Here is a 26,086-nt window from a genome sequence, read left to right on the forward strand (position 1 = left end):
TTTACAAAAAAGAGAGCGGAGTGCTTTCGAATTATGGAAGCCTTTATAAAGCTCAATAGCGTAAAAGAGCTGATCCCCAGGTAAAACCTCCGCCAAAGGCTTCAAGCAAAACTACTTCGTTGCGTTGAATGCGCCCGTCTCTTACAGCGACGTCAAGGGCGAGAGGAATTGAGGCTGCTGAGGTGTTGCCGTGTTTGTTCACCGTCACCACAACCTGATCCATTGGCATGCTCAGTTTTTTTGCTGTAGCCGAAATGATGCGTAGATTGGCCTGATGCGGGACCAGCCAATCAACGTCTGACTTTTGCATCTGGTTGGCCTCAAGGGTTTCATCAACGATCTTGCCCAAGGTGTTTACCGCAACCTTGAACACTTCGTTCCCTTTCATTTCTACAAACGCTTTACCCGCTTTAACTTGGTCGTAGTTGCTCGCAATCCCACAGGGCACGTGAAGCAGTTCTTCGTATTGGCCATCAGCATGAATATGGGTTGAAAGAATACCTGTTTCTTCGTGCGCCTCCAGTATCACGGCGCCCGCACCATCACCGAAGAGCACGCAGGTGCCTCGGTCGGACCAGTCAATGATCCGCGAGAAGACTTCAGCGCCAATGACCAACGCTTTTTTGCTGGATCCGGTTTTTATAAATTTGTCGGCGACCGAGAGAGCGTAAACGAAGCCGCTGCACACGGCCTGAATATCGAAAGCCGGGCATCCACGAATCCCCAACCGGGCTTGCAAAATGCAGGCTGAGCTTGGGAAAATCTTATCTGGAGTAGATGTAGCAAACACAATCAGGTCAATCTCACTCGCGTCTATGCCGGCTGCGTCAATAGCGTTCAGCGCAGCTTGTTCAGCAAGATCGACGGTTGTCTGGCCTTTCACGGCAATGTGTCGCTGCTCAATCCCGGTGCGCTCACGGATCCATTTGTCCGTGGTATCAACCGACTTTTCGAGATCTTTATTCGTAACAATGTTCTCTGGCAGGTAAGAGCCAGTGCCGGCAATGCGTGCAAAGGTCATTCGCTAAGTCCCACGATATATTCGATTAGGGAGCTTTGTTTATTAAACGCTCCTTGGCTTTAGACCATGCTATACCCCTGAACCTTTGTCTGTTATTAGCTGTTTGTCAAAGACGCCCGTGAAAACATTGCATAAACGGGCCAGGTTCGCCTTACGCGGCTGCCCCAGAATGCAGTAATCTGCGGTACACTCCTATTCTTAAAAGGGCATGCTCTGAGCGCCCAAACTGACTCTCTACACACTCAGGTTTCCCCTATGAATACGTCCAGCCGTCTTATAGCCCGTATAGGTATTCGCTATCCGATCGTGCAAGCACCCATGGCCGGAGTTTCAACACCCGAACTGGCTGCTGCGGTCACCAATGCAGGCGGCTTGGGTTCGCTGGGGATCGGTGCCAGCACAACGGCAGATGCCCGAAAGATGATCGAGCGGGCTCACGCGCTAACCAGTGGGCCTTTCAATGTGAATGTGTTCTGTCACAAGCCTGCACGTCGGGATGGGGTCGCAGAGGCAGCCTGGGTCGAATATTTGGCACCGTTATTCGAGGAAGCAGGCATCGCGCCTCCGGATACGCTTGGCGAAATCTATACATCGTTTATTGAAGACGATGAAGCATTAGCCATGCTGCTAGAATTGAAACCGGCGGTTGTCAGCTTTCACTTTGGAATTCCATCGCCAGAACGTATTGCCTCAATGAAGGAGGCAGGCATTTTCACCATGGCAACGGCTACCTGCCTTGACGAAGCCGCAACAATTGAAGCGGCAGGCATTGACGCCATAGTGGCGCAAGGCTTCGAGGCAGGTGGTCACAGAGGCATGTTCAAGCCGGAAGCCACAGATCAATGCTTGAGTACCTTCGTGCTTGTGCGTCTGCTGACCCAGAAGACTAAGCTGCCTGTTATCGCCGCTGGTGGCGTAATGGACGGTTTTGGAGTAAAGGCTGCGATTGAGGCAGGTGCGGCGGCGGTGCAACTCGGAACAGCGTTTGTGTTATGCCCGGAGTCGTCTGCGAATAAGGCCTACCGTGAAGCACTCAAGAGTGAGAAGGCAGCAGAAACACGTTTAACAAAGGTGCTTTCTGGTCGCCCGGCACGGGGAATCGTTAACCGACTGATTTCCTTCGGCGAAGCCGGCGAAAGTCCGCCGATGGCAGATTATCCGGTTGCTTACGATGCCGCCAAGCGCCTGAACGCGGCAGCATCGAAGCTCGGGAATCATGAATTCGCCGCACAATGGGCAGGACAGGGTGCACCCATGGCGCGGGAATTGCCTGCCGACGAGTTGGTGGCGCTGATTATGGAGGAGTACCGAGGTGGGAATGCTGGCTAGGGCCGGCTACGCGAGCCATTCCAGTATCTGGTCGTGCACTACCTTGTTATCGAGCAGATCCAGGTGATTGAGCTTTTCAAATACCCGACAATCTTCCGGGCGTACGGGCAGCCTTCTCGTATCGTCCGCATGGTGCCCTTTGGCGCTGTCCAGACGTACCAGTAAATCACCCATTATGATGCTGGGAATATCCGACTCGTGTTTACCTATAGCTGCGGATATAAAGTAATGTCGGGCGCCCTCGAGAAGCGGAACCGGTTTGCGGCCATCCGGGTGAAAATCATCTTGATTAATGCCTTCCCAGTCATCGTCCAGCAGGTTGCCGTGCCGCAAGTCCTTGATGCCCGCACTGGTGTGTCGGCCCAGCGCCAAGGGGCTTACATAGCGAAACTGCCTCATGATAAAGGTCAGCATATGCCCGGCCTTGGCTACCGGCGAACCGTGGTGTGGTGAGCCAAGATAAAGGGCATTCCTCAACAGCTCTGTCCAGGGCCGGTTGAGTTCACTGCCATACCAGCAGGCGCTGCGTATAACGAGCCCGCCCATGCTATGGCCAATCAATGTGAGTTCTTCAACCTCAATCGGCCAGGCTTCAACCAACGCTTGAAGTTGTTCACTTAACTCATTGCCATTGCTCGAAATATGTCGGCCAGTATTGTAATTGAGGTATAAGGGGGTGAAGCCTCGGGCGCGCTGTAGCTCTGTGCCCAGGTTGCCTTCGCTGTGCCCCTTCCAGTACTCATGGGAGAGGCATAAACCGTGAACCAAAACTACGATACGCTGGCTGGCATCCGGAACCAATGCGCTGAGATTGTCCGAGCCGGGCTGTACCTTCTGGCCGAGACTGTTTCGAAAATTCATCTTGATCGCAAGGGGGTTATTACTGGCTTCCAGGTGATCGCCGCACACGCCATTCAATGCAGCCGCGACTCTCACACTTTGTAAAGAATGTGAGTGCCCCTCACTCCCTGAGAATTTGGAGAGGGAGTAGTGCAGACCCTGCTTCACTGCATAGGTGGTTGATTGAATAGCCCGGTACGTGATGTGCCTTCGTTGTTCGACCCTAGGCAAGCCTGCAGCATCGAGCAGCCGGTAAAGTGGGTTGGCATCTCGCGCGATAGTGCGGTGCATTTTTTCCGTAATATCGGTAACGCCACTGGTAGCATCCAGGAGCAGTTGTGCTGAGCCGTGTAATGTTTTGACTGACACCATTTAGCTGGGCTCCCAAGCTGCGTTCAGACTATGCGGATCAAGCGAAGCTTTTACTATCCAAGAAATGATGATCGACGCACATGGCTTGATTGCAGGCAGAAGCGGTCATCTCGGTATTATTCCCCCTGCTCAGGGCTCTCTGTCAAGGAACACCAGACAAAGCTAGGGTGACATAGTTGGTCTGATTGAGATATATTGTTCATATGTGAACAATGCAAGGTTCGGGAGGCAAGCCATGACAGCTGTAGTTGAACGTAGAAGCACTGAAAGTGATCGCGAAGCTGAAAAAGGGCGTGTGGCACTAAAAGGCTTTTTCCGGATAACGGAAGAGTGGGGGTGTAATGCTGAAGAGCGGAGCAAGCTGCTTGGCGGCCCCTCCAGAACAACGCTCTACAACTACGCCAAGCTAAACCCAACCAGGCTCTCTAACGACACAATGGAGCGCATCAGCTACATTCTGGGCATCTATAAAGCCTTGCAAGTTCTGTATCCCACCCATGAGCGAGCAAACCGCAGAATTCGCTTGAAAACGACGGAAATACCCTTCTGTGGCAAGTCTGCCATGGAGTTCATGATCCAAGGCTCCATGATGAATCTGATGATGACCCGCCAGTATTTCGATGCCAAGCGGGGGTGGTGATGTTCGCAACCCCTCCGCTGCACCTTCCAGAATGGGAAACCTACAGGATCATCCCCAGCCATTACCCACCGATAGACTTGTTCGAGCGTATTTACGAACCAGACGAGTTTGAACTGGCATTCGAAATTGAAAGCATGACCAATCCCCGATTGCGGGATGAAGCCGGGGATATCCATCTGGTACAGCCCTGCGACAGAATCAGCGGCCCCGGTAGTTCCCCGGTGATGGCATCCTTCACGCATATTGGTTTTGGAAGTCGCTTTGCGGATCGTCATTTTGGGGTTTACTACGCTGCCAACTCACTGGAAGGCGCTATTCGTGAGACTGTGTTTCATAAAGAGCGAGAGCTGGCGGCCGCCAACGAGGACTCCATAGCGCTCACCATGAGAGCCTACATTGGTTCCGTAGTGATGAGGATGCACGACATCCGCGGGCCTGAATTCAAAGATCTGCATAATCCGGATGCGGATGATTACGGCTTAAGCCAGACATTTGCAGCTCGATGGCGGAAAAAAGGTTCAAACGGGCTGTTATACAACAGCGTTCGGCACCCGGGTGGTGAATGTATTGCAGCGTTCAAGCCGAAAGCCGTTTCTATCCCCGTGCAGGGGCCGCACTTGAAATACTTCTGGGATGGCGACAAACAGTGCATTACCCACTGGGCCGAGATTGGGGAGGCACACGCCCTGAAGGTATAGCGTGCTTATTGTTTAGTGCTAAGCTGTTTATGTGCAACGAAAAAAATGATCAGCCCCGCAACCGCGGTAGCGGACCCCACATACCCGGTAACCTGCCAGCCCATGCCCGCACTGATTGCCATACCGCCCAGCCAGGGCCCAAGTGCGTTAGCCAGATTGAATGCGGCATGGTGGGAAGCCGCTGCAAGGGTTTGCGCGCCGTGGGCAACATCCATCAAATGGGTTTGCAGGGCAGGGCCCATAGCCACCATCAACGCAACCAGAAAGCAGGCAATCAGAATACTCCAGAGAGAGCCGGTGGCGAGAGGAAACAGAGCCAGCACAACCGCTGCCCATAGCAAAATCAGCCCTACGCTTTTGAATTGAAAGCGATCAAAAAGCCAGCCACCCAGTATGTTACCGACAAAGCCGCCTAACCCAAACACAAACAAGGCGAAAGGAATCCAGATGGGCTCCACTTGGGTCACGTTCAGCAGCGTGGGTGCCAGATAGCTGAACACGCAAAACATTCCAGCAAATCCGATTGAACCGATGGCCAGGGGATACCAGATTTGCGGGCGGTTGAAGGAGCGCACTTCGCTCAGAGAGCTGTGGCGAATTTCATCACGGTTCAAAGGCAAAATGGCGGACACAAGCAGTGTTGTTAATGTGGCCACCGCTGCCACAAAACCAAAGGCGTATCGCCATTCAAGATGTTGCCCCAATAGCGTTGCCAGTGGGTTGCCAAACAACAAAGCCAGTGCCAGCCCCATCATGATAAAGCTCACCGCCTTGGCTCTTTGATTGAGAGGTACCAGCGATGCAGCGACCAAAGCCGCAACGCCAAAGTAAGCTCCGTGAGGCAGGCCGGCAATAAACCGGGAAACCATCAGTACTTCGTAACTGCCCGCCATTGCACTGGCCAGATTGCCCAGGGCGTAAAATGCCATCAAACCAATGAGCAGGTGTTTGCGAAAAAACTGCGCACCAAAAATGGCGAGTACAGGCGCTCCAACAACAACGCCTAGCGCGTAGGCACTGATTAAATGGCCAACTTGGGGCTCGGTAACACCGAAATCCTGGGCCACATTTGGCATTAACCCCATAATGGCAAACTCACCAGTGCCGATGCCGAAACCACCCATGGCAAGTGAAAATATAATCAGAATGACTTTCTGGCGAGAGTAATTCTCCGTGGCAGGTGAGGGTGCAGGCATGAATTACAGGGTTCCCGGATTGGTAAAATGGTAGCCGGGCATTGTATCTTAGGGCGAGTTTACATACGACAAGCTACCCAGAACCAAACGGTGATATCAATGTATCGTAACCGGGACATAATCGCGCGACTGCGCGAGGACATTCCAACATTCGAGTGTGTGCCCGGCTGCCATGATTGCTGTGGCCCGGTGACAACGTCTTCGGAAGAAATGTCGCGCCTGCCGGTTAAATCCGATGCCGAGCATGAGACGGCGTTGAACGATTTCAACTGCGTGCACCTTGGCCCCAGCGGATGCACCGTGTACGAGGAACGACCGCTGATTTGCAGGTTGTTTGGCACAACACCCCGCATGCCATGCCCCAGGGGGCGTCGCCCGGAAACCATGGTTGACCCTGAAACCGAGCGCCAGGTGCATCACTATATTGCTACCACGCGGCAGGTCCTGGTTTAGACTAAGTTAAGGTCAAAGACTGTATTAGGCAGGCATCTCGACAGGAAGCCCCGCATGGTGCTTTCTGCATGCTTTGTTCTCATCAATTCACGCCTGAGAACCGTCGCTTGGGCAGACTACTAAAGATATGATTGAATCCGGCCTTACGAGAATTGCCATAATTAAACAACCGTCCAATATTGGCGCCAAAACGGCTCAAGTGCGTGCTCCTATTAAAACCCTCAACGAACTGACCCTATTGGCGGACTATTCGCTGATGAAATTTCTCAGCCGCGATCCGGATGCAACAGAAAATGGACGCGACCACGCGCCGAGGCAGGTCTTAAGCGGCCACTACGTGCCCGTTGTCCCCACGCGCATAGAAAATCCCGAGTATGTGGCCCACAGCTTCAATTTGTTCCGCGAGCTGGGTTTTGCCGATGAACTGGCGAAAACGGATGATTTCATGGCAATGTTCTCCGGCGATTTATCATCTGTTCCTGCACCCATGAGTAAACTTGGCTGGGCCAGCGGATACGCTTTGTCCATTATGGGTACCGAGTACGTTCAGCAATGCCCGTTTCAAACGGGTAACGGATACGGCGATGGCCGCGCCATATCGGTATTGGAAGCAGTCACCAATGGGCAGCGTTGGGAAATGCAACTAAAGGGCGGTGGCCCCACGCCATACTGTCGCGGTGGCGATGGTCGAGCGGTGTTACGATCCAGCGTTCGGGAGTTTTTGGCGCAGGAGCACATGCATGCGCTGGGCGTTCCCACGTCACGATCATTGAGCCTTTACGTGTCGAAAACCGAGAAGGTCAGGCGGCCCTGGTATTCCGAGGGCTCCCGCTCAAGAGACCCGGACACACTGGTTCTGGAGCCCGTAGCGATTAGCACACGGGTGGCGCCGTCGTTCATCCGGGTTGGCCAGCTTGAATTATTCGGGCGTCGTGCACGTAAGAATGAGCACCCACAAGCGATGGCAGAGCTTGAGCAGATTGTGCTGCACTTGATCGAACGTGAGTACAGCGCTGAAATTGACTCCAAACTGTCGCTGCAGGATAAAGTTGTAGCCTTGGCGCTGGCATTTCGAGGTGGGTTGGCATCGCTGGTGGCAAACTGGATTCGAGTCGGGTTTTGCCAAGGCAACTTTAACAGCGATAACTGCGCCGCCGGCGGTTATACACTGGATTACGGCCCCTTCGGATTCTGCGATGCATTCAATCCGCGCTTCCAGCCCTGGACGGGTGGGGGAGAGCACTACGCATTTTTGAACCAGCCGGTCGCAGCCGAGGCAAACTTCCACATGTTTTGTGTGGCATTGCAGCCGTTGTTAACCGAACACCCGCACTGCCTACAACAACTCAATCAGATCAGAGAGCACTTTGCCGGCATTATGCAGGCCGAGATGGAAACCATGTGGGCTGCAAAGCTGGGGCTGGAGGCATTTGATCCGGATTTGTTTCGTAGTCTGGCTGAGTTGATGATGCAGACTCCGGCAGATTACACATTGTTTTTCCGTGAGCTTTCAACGCTGCCTGACGATATAGGCCCGCTTAAAAAGAGCTTTTATAGAAGCCAGGCGTATGCGGCAGATTCGGACGGCTTCGACAAGCGTTGGTCTGCGTGGCTTGAGCAATGGAAAGCGCTGGCAGGTGTCGACAAAGCGGCCAATGGAGCCTCCGTGCGTTCTGGCGAAGGGTCTGTAGGCCGGATGAAGCAGGTAAACCCCAAATACAGCCTGCGGGATTGGCAAGTTGTGCCAGCCTACGAACAGGCGGAAGCGGGAGACTATGAATTGTTGCGGGAATTACAAAGCGTGATGACGCAGCCATACACCGAGCAGTCGCAACAGGTTGAAGAAAACTACTACCGCCTGAAACCCCTGGCGCTCTTTGGGGTTGGCGGCGCATCCCATTATAGCTGCTCATCGTGATCATCAGAACGGCTATTAATGGCAGAATCGCTCCCCAGCCTATACACTGCGCGCCATTAAACTTCGCCGGCGCACACAGAGGCTGGCCAATCCAGCAGGATTCCAATGAAAAAGACCTATAAGTTAAACCACCCTAAAATCAAAGTGCCGCGCGTCGTCGACTCGATAAAGCACGACATTAAAAAGTTTCTGAAAAATGAGCGGAAAAAGCCCCTGCCAGATGGCGTGAAATACTGGGGTTTTGATTGTCGATTTGGTCAATCGGAAGAAAAGGCCGTTGACGTTGAGCTTTCATCGCTCATGAGCCACATCGACGACCTGGTTGAAAATAAAATTATGACGGTTTATGTGGAAATCACACCAAAACCCATGGCAGGTTGAGGCCGGTCAGTACCTTCCGCTAGCACCCTATATTGGGTGCTTTCCCTTACTTCCAATGTAAAGGACGTTGCTCTGAAGCTGGCGGTGAGCTTTGGGCGGCACGTTGTTCTGGACAGATATAATAAGCCCTGGTACAGAAGGTGAAGTAAAGATGGTTGCCGGCCCCAGCGGCTTACCGTCTTGCTCCCGCTCTACTTCTTTTTGCTCCCAACTGCTGCCCACGCATGCCTGAACAAAATCTTTTGTTTTAGAGTAACGCTGTTCGGCCACTTCGCTTTGCGGCGTGGTTGCTGAGCAGGAGTAGGCTAATTCACCTCCCGCCCATTCCCAAATTTCGCAATGTCCTTTAACAAGCTCTACCTTGGCACTGTATAGTTTGAACGACCGGTAATTAGATCCGGACCCTTTGGTCTTTTCGAATCCATTCTCGTAGTCTGCCGTTATAGCTTTCAGGCTCGCGCAGGGATCATCAACGCCTAATTTTGGCGAGCTACCCACCGCACAACCTGTGAGTGCAAGTGTGCCGGCGCCACAGACGAGCAGTGCCTTGAAGAGTGGAAGACGCTTGTGCATTGTTGTTGTCTCAGCTTTTAGAAGAAAAATGCGCCGTATAACCGGGCGCCACGATAAAGATCATCTACCCGACCTTTAAACTCCGTACCATTCATGTTCACAGCGATCGCCAGTCGTGATAATGAGGCACCAATGGCAAAACTATCGAGTGCACGATATTCCAGTCCAACTTGAATATCGAGTAGTGAGCCACGAACTTTATCTTCAAAGTCGAAATAGAAGCTGTCAGTACGGAACCTGGCGGTTAACCGCGGCGTAACGGAGTAATCCATTCTGAATCCGAAGACAGGCATGGGAGCAGTCGTGGATGCTGCTTCGGTAAAGCCTCCGGCGGACGATACTAACTCAATCTCGTAATCCAGTACGGTAAATCCTGCAGATACTGCCAGCTCAACCTTATCCAGATGATAGAAACTGTACCCATACGCCAACTTGTATATGTTGTTTTCGATACGGCTGTCGACTTGGCTACTCGCAGAAAACGTGCGGTCCTGGAATGTGAAGCTTCTGTTCAACACTTGGCTGCCTTCGCGCTCCAACTGAAACGCCCCCATCTCTATTCTGTGATGGTCTGTAAATCGGTAATAGAATTCGAAGGTAGGGGTGGTTATAGCCGAGTCACCATCGAGATCCTTGCTGAAATCGATTGTGGTGCCGAGCCCCGACTTGGTACTGCTGGCCGAAAAGGTTGTGTCCGAATCGAAAACGAACAAAGTCCCGAGTTGAATCATCCCCTTGTCAGGAACTGTGGGCTTGTCATCCAGATTGGCAGAATATGCTTGTGTTGAGGTAAGGGCAGTGACGAAAACTGCGGGTAAGCACACTCGCTGAACTCGTTTTTTTAGCATCGTGAATTCAGGCCTCCGACCTATCCGTGGTTCAACAGCACGGCCTGATTACAAAGTTAATATACTTGTTCTTAATCTAGTATAGCGTCATAGGTTTGCAAGGAAAACCAATGGGCGCTTAGCTTTGCCATGATGTTAACTGTTGAGAAGTTTATAGCGGTGAAATGGTGATTGGCTTAAGCTTAAGCTTAAACTTAAACAGGATTATTTTACCATCGCAAGGAGCGCTCCATGGGCCAGGCGTCCAACATTCTAGGGGATGGTTATCAGCCTCCGGCTCGGTTTCATGATCTGGACGAGGTTAACCATGCCGTTAGTGGTTCCAATCTGGAATTTCTGCAACTGAAGTCCGGCAAACTCGATATCTCGCTTGACCAGATGTCATTTGATGGCCTTTCTGTCGACGTTGGTACTGCGAACTTGCCTATTCGTGCGGTGGGCGAGTTGGACCCTGCGCGATTCAGCATAGCGGTCTTTGCAAATGGCGCTCAGGCTATGTGGAACGGTAATCCCATTGATGACTCGCAACTGCTAGTGTGCCCGCCAGGCGTGGAACTTAACGGCTACTTGTCGCCAGTTTATGGGTGGACCTCCCTCGTTTTTCGCCCCGAGTGGATCGAATCCCTCGAACAAATCATGTTGCTCACCAACGTGACTCATGCTTCTTCCGGCTCATCTTTCAGGCCCACACCCACAAAGCTAACAGATCTGTGGCAAGCGATCACAAACCTCGTTCGGCCAGTCGAGTTTCCATTGGGAAGTCTGGCTGAAGAATGGTTGATGACCGATCTGCGCAACGCGCTGGGTGCCGTACTGAGTGATACGGATGTCCCTACGGCGAAAGTCATGACTCAGGCCCGGGGCCATTTCATGACAGCGAAAAGAGCCGAATGCTATATGCGCGAGAGAATGACAGAGCCACTCAGCGTTGACGATCTGTGTGTGGCTATGAACACTAGCCGTCGATATCTGGAATACGCCTTTTCTGAAGCGTTCGGAACAAGCCCGTCCCGCTATTTGCGGTTGTTACGGCTGCACGAGGTACGCAGCAAATTAAAGGCGTCCGGTGGCCAAACAACGGTGACGAACGAGGCTCTGAGTTTGGGCTTCAACCACTTGAGCCTATTTACTACACAGTACAAGAGTGTATTTGATGAGTGCCCAAGCCTCACGCTTGCTCGGGCAGGCACATAACAGCTGTACGTTTGCCTTTCAAAAAATCGGCACCCGTGCGCATTCACGATAGCCATCAGGAGCTCGCAGGCCTATCTTGAATTCGATTTATAGTAGGCTGAAGAAAGCCAATTGAAACAGCATCACAATACTGCTCCCTAATAGCGAGTGCCGAGTGCCACGGAGGGTAGGGATTTTGAAACAAGCAAGGGTTAACGCGATTACCCCTGCGGCTAGCGTTGTCTTATGGTTTTTTATTCTGGGACCGTCGATCGCCACGGCCGATGGGGAGGCTCCATTAGAAGGCAGATTTTGGCCCGTCGAACACTGGCAAGCTATCGTTCTAATCGCCATGGTGGTCGTACAGGGATTGTTGATTGTTGCACTCTTACTGAAGCGGCGCCTGTGCTCCGAGGGCAGGAATACGATGGCCGAAGGTCGGGTCGAGCTGTTGCACGCTTCACGTCTGACTGTTGTGGGCCAGCTTTCTGCCTCGATAGCACATGAGATTAACCAACCACTTGGGGCCATACTGAGTAATGCGGATGCTGCTGAACTCATGTTGGCTAAAGCCGATCCGGATCTTGACGAAGTGCGCCTGATCCTCGCCGACATTCGCAAGGATGGCTTGCGGGCAAGCGAGGTTGTTCGCCAGGTTCGAACCCTTGTGCAAAAACGGAAACCCAAGTTTATCGAATTTGATCTGCAGGTTGTTGCCAGAGAAATCTTGCAGTTGGTCGCTCCGATCGCTGAGAGCCGCGGAGTTACAATCCTGACTGAGTTCAGCTCGGAAGCAGTGCATGTGCGCGGCGATCCGGTTTTGCTTCGACAGGCTATGCTCAATCTTTTGTTAAATGCGATGGATGCGCTGATGGATTTGCCCGAATCGCAGGCCAAGATCAAATTTTCCGCGGCCCTGCCGCAACCCGGAAGAGTTGACGTCGTGGTGCGCGATTACGGCAATGGTCTACCGGAATTGCAGCGGGATAATTTGTTCAGCGCCTTTTTTACAACTAAGGAGCATGGTTTGGGTCTTGGGCTTCCCATTGTACGATCGATCGTCGAATTCCATGGTGGTCGCATTCACGCGGAGAATCATAGTGATGGCGGCGCTTTGTTCCGCTTCACCATTCCGGCAGCATACGTAGCCGGTGAAGCCAATCATTCAGCGGGGGAGCCGGTATGACCACGGAAATGCAGGCTACCGTGCATGTTATTGATGACGATGAATCACTGCGCACGGCCCTGGCGCGGTTACTTGGAGCGGCCGGGCTTAATGTGCGAACGTATTCCGGAGCAGGAGATTTCCTGCTGAACTGGCAGGCGGGCGGTGCTGGATGCATCCTTCTGGACGTAGACATGCCGGGTGGACCGAGTGGCCCCGAATTACATAACGCTTTGGCGCAGCGAGATGATGCGCTTCCCGTGGTGTTCCTCACGGGGCATGGCGATATCAGTATGGGAGTGGCTGCGATTAAGTCCGGCGCTGTGGATTTTCTGACCAAACCCGTCGAGCGCGAGTGTTTGCTTGCTGCAGTTCGTGCAGCTATTGCACAGAATTGTGCAGACCGCGAGGCGCAGGCCAAAGAACGTGAGCTTCAGGCAAGCTATCAGTCTCTATCTCCAAGAGAGAAAGAAGTGTTTGTTCAGGTTACCGCTGGACGCCTCAATAAGCAGATTGCCTATGACCTGGGCACTTGTGAACGCACGATCAAAGCACACCGCGCAAAAGTGATGGAAAAATTCCATATCCATCAGTTTGTAGACCTCATCAAAATCGCGACCCGGCTCAACATAGAATAAACAGCACCATCCGGTTTTGCCCCGAAGGGCAGGCCGCTCGCCCCAGTAGCCAATGTTGTATTCAGCCTGATTCAGGGATGCTAACCCTTGATTGCGTGCGGATCTTCCGTGCTGCAACTCCAGGGAGTCAGACGGCATGTCGGACCACAATTTGGATATTGTCCTGGTCGAGAACGATGCAAGCTTGCGCCATGCTATGCAACGCATGCTGCAGGCCGCTGGATGCAACGTTACAACTTTTTGCTCCGCAAAAACTCTGATGGAACAGGGCATCGACCAAGCCAGACAGTGTGACTGCCTGGTGCTGGATATCTGTCTGCCCGGAATCTCTGGCATTGATCTCTTCTGCACTCTGCGAAAAGGCGGCCCCCTTCCGCCTTGTATTTTTATTACCGGCCATGACTCTCTTGGGCAACGCGATAGCGCCATCCGCTCTGGCGCGTCTGACTACCTTCTAAAGCCGTTCACCGGCACCAGTTTGCTTGACGCCATAGTGCGAGCGGCCGCGGCATAAATTCCGTGCGTCCTGACAAGAAACGGTATTACTCCGTCGAAATCCGGGATGTCTACACATATATCAGCGGCTAGGCGGGTTCGTGGACGACCGGAAACGATGCGGCTGCCCTCAGGGGCAGTTTGGCTCTCCCATAATGCCAATACTCATAATGCAGCGACCACACCATAATCAAGAAGTACCTGACTAATACTTAAACTGCAGATGGAATCTTTGCCTCATGGAGTTGTTATGAAAAGTCGAATGATAGTAATCATGGTGGCCTTTGTGGCGCTCGTCAGCACCACCGCAACTGCAACATCTGCAGATAAAGTCAGCGTGGACCAATTCAAAGCCATCGCTGAAGAGGGCTATATTTACGGCCTGCCGCTCGTCATGAACTACGCCGTCATGAACGAGTATGTTGTCGACAAGAACTCAGGTCAGTACAAAGCACCGTTCAACCACATAAAGAACGAGCCGCGTCTCTATACCTATAAAGACACTACAATCCTCAGCCCGAACAGCGATACGCCTTATTCGATTGCCTGGCTGGATCTGCGCGCCGAGCCTGTCGTAATTACGGTTCCAGAGGTCGGCAAGGGCCGTTATTACTCGGCGCAACTGGTCGATGGGAACCTTTACAATGCCGGCTATATTGGCAGCCGTGCAACCGGAAATGAAGCCGGTTCCTATGCGGTTGCCGGTCCTGACTGGCAAGGCGATACGCCAGAAGGCGTTGGTAAGGTTTTCCATTCGTCGACGCCGTTCATGTTCGTCATTTTTCGCACCCAGCTGTTCGATGCCCAGGACATGCCCAAAGTAGAGGAGGTCCAGGCCGGGTACAAAGTCGACCTGCTGTCGACGTTCCAGGGCTCGCCCGCGCCAGCCGCGTCACCGGAAATAGATTTCATCCCTGCTAATTCGGCCGGGGTCAAAGCCCATTTTTGGAGTTATCTCAGCGCAGCACTTGAATACATTCCCGAGTCAGACCGAGACAAAAACATTCGTGCCAAGCTGGCCAGTATCGGTGTTGAGCCGGGGCGCACTTTCGACATGATCAGTCTCTCGCCGGAACAACAGCAGGCGATGGCTGCGGGAATGAAAGCAGGTGACGCCAAGGTCAACCAGTTTGTGGCTAGTGGTGCAACGGACGTCAACGGATGGCAAGTCGGTTCCATGTGGGGCGATAGCACTTTCTATAACGGTGACTGGCTCAAGCGTGCCGGCGGCGCTAAGGCTGGTATCTACGGCAACGATGCCGCCGAGGCTATGTATTTGCTGGCCCGCAGTGACAGCAAAGGCCAGCTACTGGATGGCAGCAAGCATGACTACACACTCACCTTCGCCGCCGACCAACTACCACCAGTAAATGCATTCTGGTCTGTGACTATGTACTACGGAGACAGCCAACTATTGGTCGAAAACCCGATCAATCGTTATCTGGTCAATTCGGCAATGGTGCCGGACATGAAGAAGAATGCCGACGGTACTCTGACCCTCTACATACAGCACAACTCGCCCGGTAAGGACAAAGAGTCGAACTGGCTTCCTGCGCCGGATGGTCCGATTTATATGGCGCTACGCATGTATTGGCCAGCACCAGCAAATGAGGCTTCAACTGTACTTCCGCCTGGAAAGGGCACCTGGCAGCCACCCGGAATTGCGGTTGCTGATTGAACCGCAATCCCTTGAGTAGCGGATAGCTACCAGGCCCGTGGGTTGGATATATTCCTTATGGAGCAGATATGAAACACAGTACGATCGTTCTTCTCACTGCCGCACTCTCTACAGGGGTGCTCCCTGCTGCTTACGCGGAAGACATCACGCCGGGTTACAACCACAAAATTCCGGCGAAAATAATGACTCCGGACGAAGTGGAAACATCCATCGGGACACTGAATTTTTTCGATGGCATGCCTGATGAGGCAACCGTTGAGAAGGTCTACGACAACCTTGATCTCATTCGAGGAACCGAAACTTTTTTGAACGGCATTCCCGCTACATCTATGGAGGGCATGCGTTTAGGTTTTGTTAGCATGGGCGTGGACGCGTCGAACAAAGCCATCATTATGGATAATCTACTTGATTCCAGTCCGCTGTTCCTTACCGGTAACACCGACACGGTCTACTGCATAGCCTTTCTCGATCTCAAGAAGGATGGGGCTACCGTCGTGGAAATTCCTGCTAATTCCGCGCCTGGAACCGTGGACGACGCCTACTTCCGTTTTGTGACAGACATGGGAATCCCCGGTCCTGATGCGGGTAAGGGCGGCAAGTACCTGATCTTGCCGCCGGACTATGACGGTGACCTTAATCCTCCAGAGGGCGGCATGAAGGCTGAGATTGATGGAGAAACGTACTTCGTCTCCAAATCCACCAGCTATGTCAATCTGTTGTTCTTGCGTGGATTTCTGGTAGACGGAAAGCCCGATGTAGCAACCGCGATGTTTGAGAATGGCCTCAAGATTTACTCGCTGAAAGACGCTGATAATCCTCCAAAGATGGAGTTCATCAGTGGTTCGGGAAAAAGCTTCAATACCATTCACGCGAACGACTTCGATTTCTATGAAGAACTCCACACGGTGATCGAGCGCGAGCCCGTATCAATGCTCGAGCCCCAATTGCGCGGCCTATTTGCTTCCATAGGTATTGAGAAAGGAAAACCATTCAATCCCGACGCCCGAATGAAGAAAATACTGACACAAGCCGCTGCAATAGGTAATGCGACTGCTCGTGCAATTGTGTTTCGTCCTCGGCTGGAAGGGTTTGCCTACTATCCCGACAGTGGTTGGGGAACAGGTTTTGTTGGCGGCTCTTACAAATGGTTGAAAAATGACGGCATGGGCGGGCGTAATCTGGATGCCCGGGCTCTATTTTTCTATCAAGCCACCGTTAATACGCCCGCAATGGTCCTGGAAATGGTGGGTAAAGGATCACAGTACGCGGTTACATCGGTCGACAAGAATGGCGATTACCTTAATGGCAACAACAACTATCAGCTGAACATTCCTGCCAATGTTCCTGCCGCTGACTTCTGGTCGGTCGTGGTTTATGACCCGCAGACTCGGTCCGAACTGCAAACCCGTCAACCGTTCCCTAGCAAGAACAACAAACGCGATGACCTGGCTGAGAACCCGGATGGATCGGTAACGCTTTATTTCGGACCAGATGCACCCGAAAAGAACAAGAGTAACTGGATTCAGACTGTGCCAAATAAGGGTTGGTACCCAATCCTGCGCCTCTATGGACCTTTGGCTCCGTGGTTCGACAAAACCTGGCAGCCCGGCGAAATAGAACTGACGGCTAATTGATCTAAGCAATAGACTAATACCTGGCTGCCGGTCACGCTTTGAGTGTGGCCGTGGATATCAACAATTCACAAAGGAAAAGATATGAAATTCACAGTAAGAGCTTTGGGTGCCGGTCTGTTGTGTTTGATGGTTACAGCGCCCGTGCTGGCGGCCGTCCCCGCAGGCAATGCTGTTTCCGAGCGCGAAATGCCAGCCGTGGCGATGGGAGAGGGCGTTAGGGCGACAGCCATTGTTGTGGCAGTTGATTGGGGTAACCGTGTGTTGGTGCTGCGCACTGAGGATGACGAACTCGTTCGCCTGAATGTTGGCGAGGAGGCCCGCAATCTGGCACAGATTCGTGCCGGAGACAGGGTTGTTGTGACCTACAGCATTGGCGTTGCGTTGGCACTCAGCCCTGCTGATGCCAACTCAGACATGCGCGCGCGCGTTGATGCGGTGACGCTGGACCGTGCCGAACCTGGTGAAAAACCGGGCGGAACGCTGCGTTCGACGATCCATGCCCGGGGTGTGGTGCGCGCTATCGATTCAGAGCTTCGCACAGTGACCTTTGAGGGTGCTGAGCACACGGTCACATTGGCGGTTGGCGAGGAAGTTGATCTGGCGAAGATTCATGTTGGTGATCAAGTGGATGCCCTTTACCAGGAATCGCTTGCCATTAGCGTAGAACATACGTTGTCGTCTGCCCGCGATTGACCTAGCTGTTGGCGATCCAAACCATCGCCAAGAACGACAAATATAATCTCACTATGTCGGCGGTAGCCTTCCTCTCGTCCGGAGAATCGATCATGTATTCACCTTTGAAAAGGCGTGTGCTTTTGCGGCAAGCTTGCTCGTTGACTGTTTTGGCAATACCGCTGGGCATCGGTTGCTCTGCTGTCTATGCGCAGGGTTCTGCTGATGAGCTTGCCAAGCAACTTGCAAACCCCATAGCCAGCCTTACCAGCGTGCCGATGCAGCTGAACTATGATGACGGTATTGGCGCTCGGGATGACGGTTATAAGTACACCCTTAATGTGCAGCCAGTAGTACCTGTTTCTATCAGTGAAGACTGGAATATGATCTCCCGCACGATTGTTCCGCTCGTTTTCCAGGATGAGATCTTTCCGGGCGCTGGCGACCAGTCTGGCCTTGGCGATGTAACGCAGAGCCTGTTTTTCTCACCAAAGGCGCTGACGGCAAACGGATGGACTTGGGGTGCCGGACCGGTTCTTCTGATTCCTACTGCAAGCGACGACCTGCTTGGGACAGAAAAATGGGGTGCTGGCCCCACAGTTGTTGCACTGAAACAAACGACCGGTGGATGGACGTACGGTGCGTTGGCTAATCACATCTGGTCCTTTGCCGGTGAGAGCGATCGTGAGGACGTCAACGCTACCTATTTGCAGCCATTCCTTGCGAAGGGTCTTGGCAAAGGTCGCACTGTGAACGTCGCTCTGGAATCTACCTATAACTGGGAGGCTGAGCAGTGGACCGTCCCACTGAATGTTGCGTACAGCAAAGTAACCAAACTGGGCGACCAGCTCGTAAGCTTTCAGGGCGGCGCGCGCTATTACCTTGACGCGCCAGACAATGGCCCTGAATGGGGATTGCGCTTCACGTTTACGCTACTGTTTCCTAAAGGATAATGAACGCTTGTACCCGGCGATGTTTAGCTTGTGGGCGGGGAGGGTGGTCGTATAGAGGGGGAGGCGGTTGAACTCGGTAATCAGTAAAACGCGCCGTCCCTAGCGCCTCGCAGGAAAAACTTTTACGATCTAGCCGTGACTTTCTGGCTGAATTTGACCTCGAATAACGACTTGTCCGTTATAAGGTGCTGGTTGTGCTGTTGCTTCAGTGGCCTCGTCTGACTTTCGGTCTGCGAGGCTTGCGTGAGCGGGCAGTGCAGCGATGGCGATGAGGGTGGCGATGGTGATCAGTGCAATTTTGTGCATAACAAGTTCTCCGGTGTGGTTCGACTGTTGAGGTCGTTAACCTGTACGACCTCAGTTGCAGCAAAGTATGCCGGCCGAACTCGCCTGTGAATAATTTGAAATCGATATGCATTACATCACTCAGAATGATTCGAGTGTTTGAGAGGGGTCAATTGAAAATTCAAGCCCTTGATATGCTATACACATAAAGCTTCTCATTTAAATGTTAATTATCAGAAGATTGCACGGGTCGAGTTAAGTGAGCCCTCGAAATTGTCTAGATAGTTATGGGCAGTTTTTGATGGCAAAAATACCTATTCATCAATCCTGGTGATGAATAGAATACGGATAGCTGATTTGTTCTAACCCATCTTCACCCTAAGAATAGTGCCAACTTGTTTCCGATCATTGATACCTCGGAGTTGGCCATGCAATACCTTTCACTTACCCTTTTGTTTGTTTTGGCGATGTTGTCTGCGACAACCAATGCAGAAAGCACCAATTCCGTACTGGCAATCTCCACCGATAACGACCTGCTCGCTCCAACTCAGACCGACAGGGATTATACCGCCGGGGTTTCAGTAACTTATTCCTCAAACTCGGTAGAGTTCAGCAATAATGTGTTTTCACGCATGACCGGTAATATTGACCAGACGTTACTCGCCGAACCTATGCGGCTTTCGGCGGAGCCTGTCAGCACGGCTCTGGAGTTTGGCATTTATGGGTTTACACCGGAGACAATAGAATCGAAGACAATCGATACAGCTGATCGTCCCTTCAGCAGTCTGGTGTATATCTCCTCAAGCAGGAGCTACCAGCAGCCAGGGTCTGGGACTGGATGGACTACGTCGTTGACTTTGGGGGCTTTGGGTCTCGATGTATTCGAATCCGGCCAGAACGCTATCCATAAGGCAACCGGCAGCGACCGGGCCGAGGGTTGGGAGCATCAAATCTCAGAAGGAGGCGAGCCGACTCTTCGCTATTCAGCAGCCTATCACCAGTACCTGATGGCTAGTCAGCCTGACCGAAAGCTCAAAGTCACATATTTTGGTTCTGTCGGCTACCTGACTGAGTTCGGCGCCGCATTGGTTTTTCGCGATGGACTTATCTCATCACCGGACAATCGTTTTAACCCAGAGTTGATGGCCTATGGCGAACGGGCCCCGTCCGTATCAACACCGGGAGGCCGGGAAAACTATTTTTGGGGCGGCATGTCAGTTAAAGCTCGGGCCTACAACGCCTTTTTACAGGGCCAGTTCCGTGATTCGGACCATGAGCTTCGCGCAAATGACCTGAATATACTTCTTGCGGAAGTATGGGCCGGTTACACCCACAGCTTTTTTGGGGGTACAGAATTGAGCTATGTCCTCCGGGTTCAGAGTTCCGAGATCAAGAGTGGCAATGGCAACCGCACCCTGGCATGGGGCGGGCTGGTATTCAGTAAGCGGCTAGGTTCCACCTGACCAATTTACCTTGCCGGTTAAGCTCAGTTGCGACGACAACTTTTACCGTTCAAACTGAAAACAGCTTTTCCTGTGCCAGGTAACCCAGCGATGAAATCTCAAGAACTTCAACTGCTCTATATCTTTGACGCAATCATGACTGAGCGTTCGGTCACCCGCGCAGCTGACAGGCTCGCTATGACTCAGCCGGCAGTCTCCAATGCTATTTCCCGAATGCGGGGCCTCTGGAACGATCCACTTTTCATTCGCAAAGGGCGGAATATAGTGCCAACCTCCTATGCACTGAGTCTCTGGGACCAGATTGGTGGGCCGTTGTTTGCGCTGACCAACGCTGTGCACGCCACCCAGTTCGATCCGGGCACTTCGCAAAGGACGTTCCGTGTCGCCGCGACCGACGTGATCGTAGAGCTGATTTGGCGTGAGTTGATTGAATTGCTTGAGCGAGAGGCGCCTGGCATCGACCTTTATGCCGTGCCGTATACCCCAGAGGGGGCTCACGGGGCGCTACGTGAAGCCCATGTCGATCTCGCAGTTGGTGTGTTGAATCACCATGATCATAGTCTTCGCAGCACCTGGTTGTTTGAAGCTGGCTATGCGCTGGCCATGCGGGCGGATCATCCACTTGCTGGCAGGCAGATAACCATGGATGAGTTTCTGGAGGCCCGCCACTTACTGGTCAGCATGTCCGGAGACGCACATGGTTTCGTTGACAATCATCTGGACCAAAAAGGCAAAACCCGACGCATTGCTGCCACCGTCAATCATTTTTCCGTTGTTCCTGAGATATTGCGAGAAACCAATCTGATTGCTGCAATTCCTGAAATGATCAGTCAGGATTGTGGCTTCGTGAATGGCTTGTGGATGGGCGATCTGCCTTTCGAAGTCGACTCGACCAGCTTGTACCTGATTTGGCACGCCCGCCACGACAGGGATCCCGGTGTTATCTGGATTCGTGATCATATTGAAACGCTCCTTCAGGAGCGTTGGCATGACGTCATGGAAAATTCCCCGTGTGGTCGGTGAAGCATTCGCTGAAACTGGCTAACCGCCGCCGGGTACATTTAAAGGGCAAAGGCACCCCAGATACGAAAGGTGGTCACCGCACAACCAAACCATACTGCGCATAATGTATATTATGTTAAATCGTATTCATAGTTGAACAAATGAACACGGCATAACGAATAATGCCCGTGGTCCTTCCTCGAGAAGCACACGGGCATTTTCATGGCAACTGGATCAGAAATTGAACTGAACGCCCAAACCTATACCGTCAACGGTAACGTCGTTATCGTCGTAGTAACGCATGTACTCGACGTTACCCGACAAATTCTGGGCCATCTCGAAGTTTACGCCTGCACCGTAAGAGAAATCTGACTCATCGTCCGAAGAGTTACCAACCTCAAGTTCAACCCGAGTGAAGCCGAGAACTGCATACGGCGTAAACGGGCTTTGATTAACCATGTTGAAGGTCGCGTAGCCGCCAAAGAAGTTGTCGAGCGCTACATCCATTCCGGCAATGCTATCGTCGTCCACACCAAAACCGGCACGAGCTTCCAGACCAATGTACTCATTCGCCATTACACCAACTTTGCCCGACAGAGTTCCAACGTCTGCGTCTGCACCTTGCCCGTCAATGTTTACAAAGGTGTAGTTCAGCCCTGCGTACAGCGCGCCAACGCCAGACTTGTACATGTCCGCGGCCGATGCAGTGCCAGCCGTAACGATACCCGCGGTAGCAATAGATGCGATCAGCAAGTTTTTTCTAATAGTCATCAGCACTTCTCCTCAAAATAAACAGAGTTGGTTTACCTCTTCTTGTAATTTGGCCCATCAAATGCGCGATAGCCATAGATGAAACCTAAATTTACGGCGTTTTAATTTTCCGGTAACCCTGCCCTGAGCCCTGTTTTTCCTTGCGGTAGCTCGTTAGATAAGACTATTCCGGCAATGGAATAAACTCTTCGTCATCACCGACCACTTTGGGGAAAGTTTGAGCTTTCCACTCTGACTTGGCTTGTTCGATGCGGTCGTGGCGGCTAGAGACAAAGTTCCACTCCATGTAACGCTTACCCAGATGCTCACCGCCAACGATCGCAATCCGGGCGTCGCGTGTTGCCGTTAGTTCAAGCCCAGGCTTGTCGGATAACACGGCCATTGCGAACTCGGGTATTGTTGTGCCTCCCGCACGCAGTTCGCCCGCAGCCACGTAAACTGCACGCTCGTCTGCTTCTGGCACGCTGATGCTTTGCCCGGCCTTCAGGTGGGCTTCAACGTAAAGCGTGTCGGCAAATACCTTGACCGGCGACGTTTCACCATAGGCACTGCCCATAATCACGCGAATCGGAACGTTGTTCACTTCAACGCGGGGAATGTCGGCGTCCGGGTAATGATAAAAAGCCGGGTCAATCTCTTCATCTTCTTCCGGCAAAGCCAACCAAAGCTGGAGCCCGTGTAAGCGATGTGCGGTTTCAGTCACTTCTGGCCGTTCACGCTCGGAATGTGTAATGCCCTTGCCTGCAACCATGAGGTTTACATCCCCAGGGCGAATGGGCTGGAGACTTCCCAGAGAATCCCGGTGCAGTATTTCACCTTCAAAAAGGTATGTGACCGTGGCGAGATTGATGTGCGGGTGCGGGCGCACATTGATACCCTCTCCTGCGGGAAATTCCGCCGGTCCCATGTGATCAAAGAAAATCCACGGGCCAACCATTCGGCGTTGCATGGTTGGCAACACGCGTCTAACCGAAAAGCCGCCCAGATCCCTGTCGCGAGGCTCGATTAGCAAATGAACTTCTTTACATTCCGCAGGTTCAGAGCAGTCCTGCTCATACGCCTCATCCGGGTGCTTCGCATCTGTGCTCATTTGTACGCTCCTGTAAGACAGAAAATCAGTTCAGGATGAGGGTTCATTGCACACCCTGCTAAGTAGAGTTTTGATTGGTATATCACATAGAATCACTCTATCTAAGCTTACCTTCATTTACCGCTATATCCAGCTGAGGAGCCTACATGGATTCGTTTACACTCGCACTTGCCGAGAAGTTGCCAAAGGCCGAGCTTCATATGCATCTTGAAGGCAGTCTTGAGCCAGAACTCATGTTCTTGCTGGCACGCCGCAATAACGTATCTCTTCCTTACGAAAATGAAGAGGCTCTGCGCCAAGCCTACCAGTTCAATAACCTTCAGGAATTTCTCGATATATATTACAACGGCATGTCCGTGCTTCTAACCGAGCAGGATTTTTATGATCTTACATGGGCTTATCTTGAGCGCAGCCATCATGACAACGTGATTCATACGGAAGTATTTTTCGATCCCCAAGCCCATCTGGCCCGTGGCGTCGCGCTTGAATCACAAATTAATGGAATATATCGAGCACTCACTCATGCCCAGGAAAATTTGGGCATGAGTTTTCGCTTGATCATGTCGTTTTTGCGCCATTTGTCCGAAGAAAGCGCTTTCGAAACACAGGAGCTCGCCCTTCCCCACCTTGATCGCATTGATGGGGTCGGGTTGGACTCCTCCGAGTTGGGACACCCGCCTGAGAAGTTTGTACGTGTGTTCAAAAAGTGCCATGAACTCGGCCTTTTGGTAACCGCCCATGCGGGAGAAGAAGGCCCACCAGAGTATGTTTGGCAGGCGATTAATCAGCTAAACGTTCACCGTATTGATCATGGTAATCGCGCTTTGGAAGATGCGGATCTGACCACACTGCTTGTGGAAAAAGAGCTGACGCTAACCGTATGCCCTCTTTCCAATAAGCGATTGCGGGTTGTGGATGATATGAAAAAGCATCCGTTACCGGAGATGATGGCCAAAGGTTTGAAAGTAACCTTAAACTCCGATGATCCTGCCTACTTTGGTGGCTACATGAACGCCAATTTCCATGCAATCATCAAGAACCTCGGCTTATCGCCCGCGCAGGTGGTGCAATTGGTGAAAAACAGCTTCACCGGTAGCTGGCTAAACGATGATGAGAAAGCACAAGCACTTGCGCAGGTTGAATCTGTATGGGCGTCACACGATCCCTAATCGCTTGTTCACTGCATCGCGAATCTCTCGGTAACGATCAGGATGATCGATTAACGCATCCAGATTGTCCTCTGGAAATATCTGCTTTTTCTTGGCCTTCACGTCTTCGTTTGAAAAAACAGATGGCAACATCTGTTCCAGGCAGCGCAAAATCACCTCTGGTGAAACAGAGGCGCCAGGAGATGCTCCTAATAAGGTGCCGTAGGTCTTATCCTTGGACACAAGAATCTCGGTACCCATCTGCAAGTCACGATCTTTAATGATTTGTACGCGCTGGCCAGCATCAATCGGCTTCCAGTCAAACCTGCTGCTCAATCCGGGAGCAAAGTTTTCAAGCTCCTCAAATAAGCTTTTTTCACCTTTGAAGGTTTCAGAAATCAGGTATCTCACCAAGTGAGAATGTCGCAAGGCGACGTTAAGCAAGCTGGGGATATCGTGCAGCCTGATTGATGTAAGATAATCGAAAAATCCACGCCCCTTTTCCAGCACCGGCTTGAAAGAGGCGAACGGCCCAAACAGCAAATAGTACTTGCCATCTACCGCCCGCAAATCCAGGTGCGGAACAGACATGGGAGGGGCGCCAACCTTAGCTCGGCCGTAGGTTTTGGCTCTGTAGTTCTGAGCCTGCTCTTCCGTTATTTGGGCCTGCAAAAACCTCCCGCCTACAGGAAAGCCTGCGTATCGACTCCGGGATGGCAGGTGGCTTCTTTTGAGCAAGGGAAAGGCTCCACCACCCGCGCCGACAAAGAGGGCGTCGGCGCGATATTGAAGGGTTTGCCCGTTACTATTGGCGTTTATCACCCAGCGCCCGGTGGGACTCCGGTGTGCACGTGTAACGTGAGTTCCGTATTCGATCTTAACGCCTAAACTCTCCACTGCATAAGCGGCCATTTGTTCTGTTAAAGAGCCAAAGTTTACGTCGGTACCTGTATCTATAACGGTGGCAGCCATTTTTTCATGGCGAGGGCGACCATCCATTGTCAGGGGAATCCAGCTTTTAATCTCGTCGAAGTCGTCTGAGTAGCGCATGTGATCAAAAAAGTGGTGCGCGGACATCTCTTCGAATCGCAGTTTAAGCTCGTCAATGGCGGATTCGGAAACAAGCGTGCAATGCTTGGTCTGATTGATAAAGGTTGACGGCTGTTTGATTGCACCTTTTCCCACCAGATACGCCCAGAACTGTTTGGCTACATTGAATTGGGCGTGGATTTTGAGAGCTTTTTCAACAGAAAGGACTTCGCCGTCGACCGGTGTATAGTTAAGTTCGCAGTTGGCTTCGTGCCCGGTACCCGCGTTGTTAAAAGCCCACGAGTTGCCGCCGCCTGCACGGTTCAGTCGTTCCAGAATGGTTATGTCCAAATCGGGAGCCAACTCCTTTGCCAAGGTCGCAAAGGTGGTGCCCATAATGCCTGCGCCGATGATAACTATGTTCATAATGTCGACCCGCCAATTTCAATGTTTCTGAGATCAGTCAGTTGAGTCTGCGTCAGTAATAACAGTCAAATCTACCTCTTCCCTTGAATCATAGTGAAAGACACGCCGGCGCGATGCAAATTCTGCAAACAGTAAGGGTGCAGCAGCAATGCCCGGAAGAGGTTTCATAGTCAATCTATTCCGGAGTTTCGTTTC

26 protein-coding genes are annotated in these 26,086 nt (G+C 52.2%); 17 read left to right on the forward strand and 9 right to left on the reverse strand.

The window, feature by feature from the left end; translation table 11 throughout:
- Positions 1-52: 52 nt before the first annotated feature.
- Positions 53-1,021 (reverse strand): beta-ketoacyl-ACP synthase III, encoded by a 969-nt coding sequence (locus tag RG807_RS08455; protein ID WP_309044500.1) that lies wholly within the window; start codon positions 1,019-1,021, stop codon positions 53-55.
- Between the two features lie 255 nt (positions 1,022-1,276).
- Here RG807_RS08455 and RG807_RS08460 point away from each other — a divergent pair, with 255 nt between their 5' ends.
- Positions 1,277-2,350 carry an NAD(P)H-dependent flavin oxidoreductase gene (locus RG807_RS08460; RefSeq protein WP_309044501.1) on the forward strand — a complete coding sequence of 358 codons (1,074 nt, stop codon included), beginning with the start codon at positions 1,277-1,279 and terminating at the stop codon, positions 2,348-2,350.
- A gap of 6 nt (positions 2,351-2,356) precedes the next feature.
- Here RG807_RS08460 and RG807_RS08465 read toward each other — a convergent pair whose 3' ends face one another.
- Complete coding sequence (locus tag RG807_RS08465) at positions 2,357-3,562, reverse strand: esterase/lipase family protein (protein WP_309044502.1); 1,206 nt, start codon at positions 3,560-3,562, stop codon at positions 2,357-2,359.
- Between the two features lie 235 nt (positions 3,563-3,797).
- Here RG807_RS08465 and RG807_RS08470 point away from each other — a divergent pair, with 235 nt between their 5' ends.
- Positions 3,798-4,202, forward strand: coding sequence for an antitoxin Xre-like helix-turn-helix domain-containing protein (locus tag RG807_RS08470; RefSeq protein WP_309044503.1), 405 nt, complete (start codon positions 3,798-3,800; stop codon positions 4,200-4,202).
- Complete coding sequence (locus tag RG807_RS08475; protein WP_309044504.1) at positions 4,202-4,900, forward strand: RES family NAD+ phosphorylase; 699 nt, start codon at positions 4,202-4,204, stop codon at positions 4,898-4,900. Before RG807_RS08470 ends, RG807_RS08475 begins: the two co-directional genes overlap by 1 nt.
- Positions 4,901-4,905: 5 nt before the next feature.
- Here the strand turns inward: RG807_RS08475 and RG807_RS08480 are convergent, their stop codons facing one another.
- The gene (locus RG807_RS08480) at positions 4,906-6,096 is read right to left on the reverse strand and encodes an MFS transporter (RefSeq protein ID WP_309044505.1); all 1,191 of its coding nucleotides are present in this window, start codon (positions 6,094-6,096) and stop codon (positions 4,906-4,908) included.
- A 99-nt stretch (positions 6,097-6,195) separates the two neighbouring features.
- Here RG807_RS08480 and RG807_RS08485 point away from each other — a divergent pair, with 99 nt between their 5' ends.
- The 3 genes from RG807_RS08485 to RG807_RS08495 all read left to right on the forward strand — a co-directional run bounded on the left by RG807_RS08485 (position 6,196) and on the right by RG807_RS08495 (position 8,848).
- Positions 6,196-6,549 (forward strand): YkgJ family cysteine cluster protein, encoded by a 354-nt coding sequence (locus RG807_RS08485; RefSeq protein ID WP_309044506.1) that lies wholly within the window; start codon positions 6,196-6,198, stop codon positions 6,547-6,549.
- A 256-nt stretch (positions 6,550-6,805) separates the two neighbouring features.
- Positions 6,806-8,467, forward strand: a complete 1,662-nt coding sequence (locus RG807_RS08490; protein ID WP_309044507.1) for a protein adenylyltransferase SelO — start codon at positions 6,806-6,808, stop codon at positions 8,465-8,467.
- 105 nt (positions 8,468-8,572) lie between these two features.
- Positions 8,573-8,848 carry a DUF6172 family protein gene (locus tag RG807_RS08495; protein ID WP_309044508.1) on the forward strand — a complete coding sequence of 92 codons (276 nt, stop codon included), beginning with the start codon at positions 8,573-8,575 and terminating at the stop codon, positions 8,846-8,848.
- Positions 8,849-8,875: 27 nt separating this feature from the next.
- Here the strand turns inward: RG807_RS08495 and RG807_RS08500 are convergent, their stop codons facing one another.
- Together RG807_RS08500 and RG807_RS08505 are read right to left on the reverse strand one after the other, a co-directional pair.
- Complete coding sequence (locus tag RG807_RS08500; RefSeq protein WP_309044509.1) at positions 8,876-9,421, reverse strand: hypothetical protein; 546 nt, start codon at positions 9,419-9,421, stop codon at positions 8,876-8,878.
- Positions 9,422-9,438: 17 nt separating this feature from the next.
- Positions 9,439-10,269, reverse strand: coding sequence for a hypothetical protein (locus tag RG807_RS08505; RefSeq protein ID WP_309044510.1), 831 nt, complete (start codon positions 10,267-10,269; stop codon positions 9,439-9,441).
- 231 nt (positions 10,270-10,500) lie between these two features.
- On the opposite strand from RG807_RS08505, the gene RG807_RS08510 reads away from it, so the two are divergent.
- The 8 genes from RG807_RS08510 to RG807_RS08545 all read left to right on the forward strand — a co-directional run bounded on the left by RG807_RS08510 (position 10,501) and on the right by RG807_RS08545 (position 18,677).
- The gene (locus RG807_RS08510; protein WP_309044511.1) at positions 10,501-11,463 is read left to right on the forward strand and encodes a helix-turn-helix domain-containing protein; all 963 of its coding nucleotides are present in this window, start codon (positions 10,501-10,503) and stop codon (positions 11,461-11,463) included.
- A gap of 175 nt (positions 11,464-11,638) precedes the next feature.
- Entirely contained in the window at positions 11,639-12,628 is a 990-nt protein-coding gene (locus RG807_RS08515) for a sensor histidine kinase (RefSeq protein ID WP_309044512.1), read from the forward strand.
- The gene (locus RG807_RS08520; RefSeq protein ID WP_309044513.1) at positions 12,625-13,245 is read left to right on the forward strand and encodes a response regulator transcription factor; all 621 of its coding nucleotides are present in this window, start codon (positions 12,625-12,627) and stop codon (positions 13,243-13,245) included. Before RG807_RS08515 ends, RG807_RS08520 begins: the two co-directional genes overlap by 4 nt.
- 136 nt (positions 13,246-13,381) lie before the next feature.
- Positions 13,382-13,759 (forward strand): response regulator transcription factor, encoded by a 378-nt coding sequence (locus RG807_RS08525; protein ID WP_309044514.1) that lies wholly within the window; start codon positions 13,382-13,384, stop codon positions 13,757-13,759.
- 231 nt (positions 13,760-13,990) lie between these two features.
- Positions 13,991-15,418, forward strand: coding sequence for a DUF1254 domain-containing protein (locus tag RG807_RS08530; protein ID WP_309044515.1), 1,428 nt, complete (start codon positions 13,991-13,993; stop codon positions 15,416-15,418).
- 68 nt (positions 15,419-15,486) lie between these two features.
- Positions 15,487-17,052 carry a DUF1254 domain-containing protein gene (locus RG807_RS08535; RefSeq protein ID WP_309044516.1) on the forward strand — a complete coding sequence of 522 codons (1,566 nt, stop codon included), beginning with the start codon at positions 15,487-15,489 and terminating at the stop codon, positions 17,050-17,052.
- Positions 17,053-17,133: 81 nt separating this feature from the next.
- Entirely contained in the window at positions 17,134-17,745 is a 612-nt protein-coding gene (locus tag RG807_RS08540) for a hypothetical protein (RefSeq protein ID WP_309044517.1), read from the forward strand.
- Positions 17,746-17,837: 92 nt separating this feature from the next.
- Positions 17,838-18,677, forward strand: coding sequence for a transporter family protein (locus RG807_RS08545; RefSeq protein WP_309044518.1), 840 nt, complete (start codon positions 17,838-17,840; stop codon positions 18,675-18,677).
- A 129-nt stretch (positions 18,678-18,806) separates the two neighbouring features.
- Here RG807_RS08545 and RG807_RS08550 read toward each other — a convergent pair whose 3' ends face one another.
- Positions 18,807-18,983 (reverse strand): hypothetical protein, encoded by a 177-nt coding sequence (locus RG807_RS08550; RefSeq protein WP_309044519.1) that lies wholly within the window; start codon positions 18,981-18,983, stop codon positions 18,807-18,809.
- Positions 18,984-19,390: 407 nt separating this feature from the next.
- On the opposite strand from RG807_RS08550, the gene RG807_RS08555 reads away from it, so the two are divergent.
- Both RG807_RS08555 and RG807_RS08560 read left to right on the forward strand, forming a co-directional pair.
- Entirely contained in the window at positions 19,391-20,425 is a 1,035-nt protein-coding gene (locus RG807_RS08555; RefSeq protein ID WP_309044520.1) for a lipid A deacylase LpxR family protein, read from the forward strand.
- A 90-nt stretch (positions 20,426-20,515) separates the two neighbouring features.
- Entirely contained in the window at positions 20,516-21,448 is a 933-nt protein-coding gene (locus RG807_RS08560; RefSeq protein ID WP_309044521.1) for a LysR family transcriptional regulator, read from the forward strand.
- A gap of 213 nt (positions 21,449-21,661) precedes the next feature.
- Here RG807_RS08560 and RG807_RS08565 read toward each other — a convergent pair whose 3' ends face one another.
- Complete coding sequence (locus RG807_RS08565; RefSeq protein ID WP_309044522.1) at positions 21,662-22,198, reverse strand: porin family protein; 537 nt, start codon at positions 22,196-22,198, stop codon at positions 21,662-21,664.
- Positions 22,199-22,361: 163 nt separating this feature from the next.
- Positions 22,362-23,288 carry a pirin family protein gene (locus tag RG807_RS08570; RefSeq protein WP_309044523.1) on the reverse strand — a complete coding sequence of 309 codons (927 nt, stop codon included), beginning with the start codon at positions 23,286-23,288 and terminating at the stop codon, positions 22,362-22,364.
- Between the two features lie 146 nt (positions 23,289-23,434).
- On the opposite strand from RG807_RS08570, the gene RG807_RS08575 reads away from it, so the two are divergent.
- Complete coding sequence (locus tag RG807_RS08575) at positions 23,435-24,457, forward strand: adenosine deaminase (protein ID WP_309044524.1); 1,023 nt, start codon at positions 23,435-23,437, stop codon at positions 24,455-24,457.
- Here the strand turns inward: RG807_RS08575 and RG807_RS08580 are convergent.
- Positions 24,443-25,891 (reverse strand): malate:quinone oxidoreductase, encoded by a 1,449-nt coding sequence (locus RG807_RS08580; RefSeq protein WP_309044525.1) that lies wholly within the window; start codon positions 25,889-25,891, stop codon positions 24,443-24,445. The genes RG807_RS08575 and RG807_RS08580 overlap by 15 nt on opposite strands.
- Positions 25,892-26,086 lie beyond the last annotated feature (195 nt).

This window comes from Marinobacter sediminicola (assembly GCF_031157525.1).
Taxonomy (GTDB): domain Bacteria; phylum Pseudomonadota; class Gammaproteobacteria; order Pseudomonadales; family Oleiphilaceae; genus Marinobacter; species Marinobacter sediminicola.

Bases quoted from the DNA above. Each gene is read 5' to 3' on its own strand.
- RG807_RS08550 (WP_309044519.1), bottom strand. From the start codon at position 18,983: ATGCACAAAATTGCACTGATCACCATCGCCACCCTCATCGCCATCGCT.
- RG807_RS08580 (WP_309044525.1), bottom strand. From the start codon at position 25,891: ATGAACATAGTTATCATCGGCGCAGGCATTATGGGCACCACCTTTGCG.
- RG807_RS08565 (WP_309044522.1), bottom strand. From the start codon at position 22,198: ATGACTATTAGAAAAAACTTGCTGATCGCATCTATTGCTACCGCGGGT.
- RG807_RS08555 (WP_309044520.1), top strand. From the start codon at position 19,391: ATGCAATACCTTTCACTTACCCTTTTGTTTGTTTTGGCGATGTTGTCT.
- RG807_RS08465 (WP_309044502.1), bottom strand. From the start codon at position 3,562: ATGGTGTCAGTCAAAACATTACACGGCTCAGCACAACTGCTCCTGGAT.
- RG807_RS08535 (WP_309044516.1), top strand. From the start codon at position 15,487: ATGAAACACAGTACGATCGTTCTTCTCACTGCCGCACTCTCTACAGGG.
- RG807_RS08540 (WP_309044517.1), top strand. From the start codon at position 17,134: ATGAAATTCACAGTAAGAGCTTTGGGTGCCGGTCTGTTGTGTTTGATG.
- RG807_RS08455 (WP_309044500.1), bottom strand. From the start codon at position 1,021: ATGACCTTTGCACGCATTGCCGGCACTGGCTCTTACCTGCCAGAGAAC.
- RG807_RS08480 (WP_309044505.1), bottom strand. From the start codon at position 6,096: ATGCCTGCACCCTCACCTGCCACGGAGAATTACTCTCGCCAGAAAGTC.
- RG807_RS08500 (WP_309044509.1), bottom strand. From the start codon at position 9,421: ATGCACAAGCGTCTTCCACTCTTCAAGGCACTGCTCGTCTGTGGCGCC.
- RG807_RS08570 (WP_309044523.1), bottom strand. From the start codon at position 23,288: ATGAGCACAGATGCGAAGCACCCGGATGAGGCGTATGAGCAGGACTGC.
- RG807_RS08510 (WP_309044511.1), top strand. From the start codon at position 10,501: ATGGGCCAGGCGTCCAACATTCTAGGGGATGGTTATCAGCCTCCGGCT.
- RG807_RS08495 (WP_309044508.1), top strand. From the start codon at position 8,573: ATGAAAAAGACCTATAAGTTAAACCACCCTAAAATCAAAGTGCCGCGC.
- RG807_RS08560 (WP_309044521.1), top strand. From the start codon at position 20,516: ATGAAATCTCAAGAACTTCAACTGCTCTATATCTTTGACGCAATCATG.
- RG807_RS08545 (WP_309044518.1), top strand. From the start codon at position 17,838: ATGTATTCACCTTTGAAAAGGCGTGTGCTTTTGCGGCAAGCTTGCTCG.
- RG807_RS08505 (WP_309044510.1), bottom strand. From the start codon at position 10,269: ATGCTAAAAAAACGAGTTCAGCGAGTGTGCTTACCCGCAGTTTTCGTC.
- RG807_RS08475 (WP_309044504.1), top strand. From the start codon at position 4,202: ATGTTCGCAACCCCTCCGCTGCACCTTCCAGAATGGGAAACCTACAGG.
- RG807_RS08520 (WP_309044513.1), top strand. From the start codon at position 12,625: ATGACCACGGAAATGCAGGCTACCGTGCATGTTATTGATGACGATGAA.
- RG807_RS08490 (WP_309044507.1), top strand. From the start codon at position 6,806: ATGAAATTTCTCAGCCGCGATCCGGATGCAACAGAAAATGGACGCGAC.
- RG807_RS08530 (WP_309044515.1), top strand. From the start codon at position 13,991: ATGAAAAGTCGAATGATAGTAATCATGGTGGCCTTTGTGGCGCTCGTC.
- RG807_RS08460 (WP_309044501.1), top strand. From the start codon at position 1,277: ATGAATACGTCCAGCCGTCTTATAGCCCGTATAGGTATTCGCTATCCG.
- RG807_RS08470 (WP_309044503.1), top strand. From the start codon at position 3,798: ATGACAGCTGTAGTTGAACGTAGAAGCACTGAAAGTGATCGCGAAGCT.
- RG807_RS08485 (WP_309044506.1), top strand. From the start codon at position 6,196: ATGTATCGTAACCGGGACATAATCGCGCGACTGCGCGAGGACATTCCA.
- RG807_RS08525 (WP_309044514.1), top strand. From the start codon at position 13,382: ATGTCGGACCACAATTTGGATATTGTCCTGGTCGAGAACGATGCAAGC.
- RG807_RS08575 (WP_309044524.1), top strand. From the start codon at position 23,435: ATGGATTCGTTTACACTCGCACTTGCCGAGAAGTTGCCAAAGGCCGAG.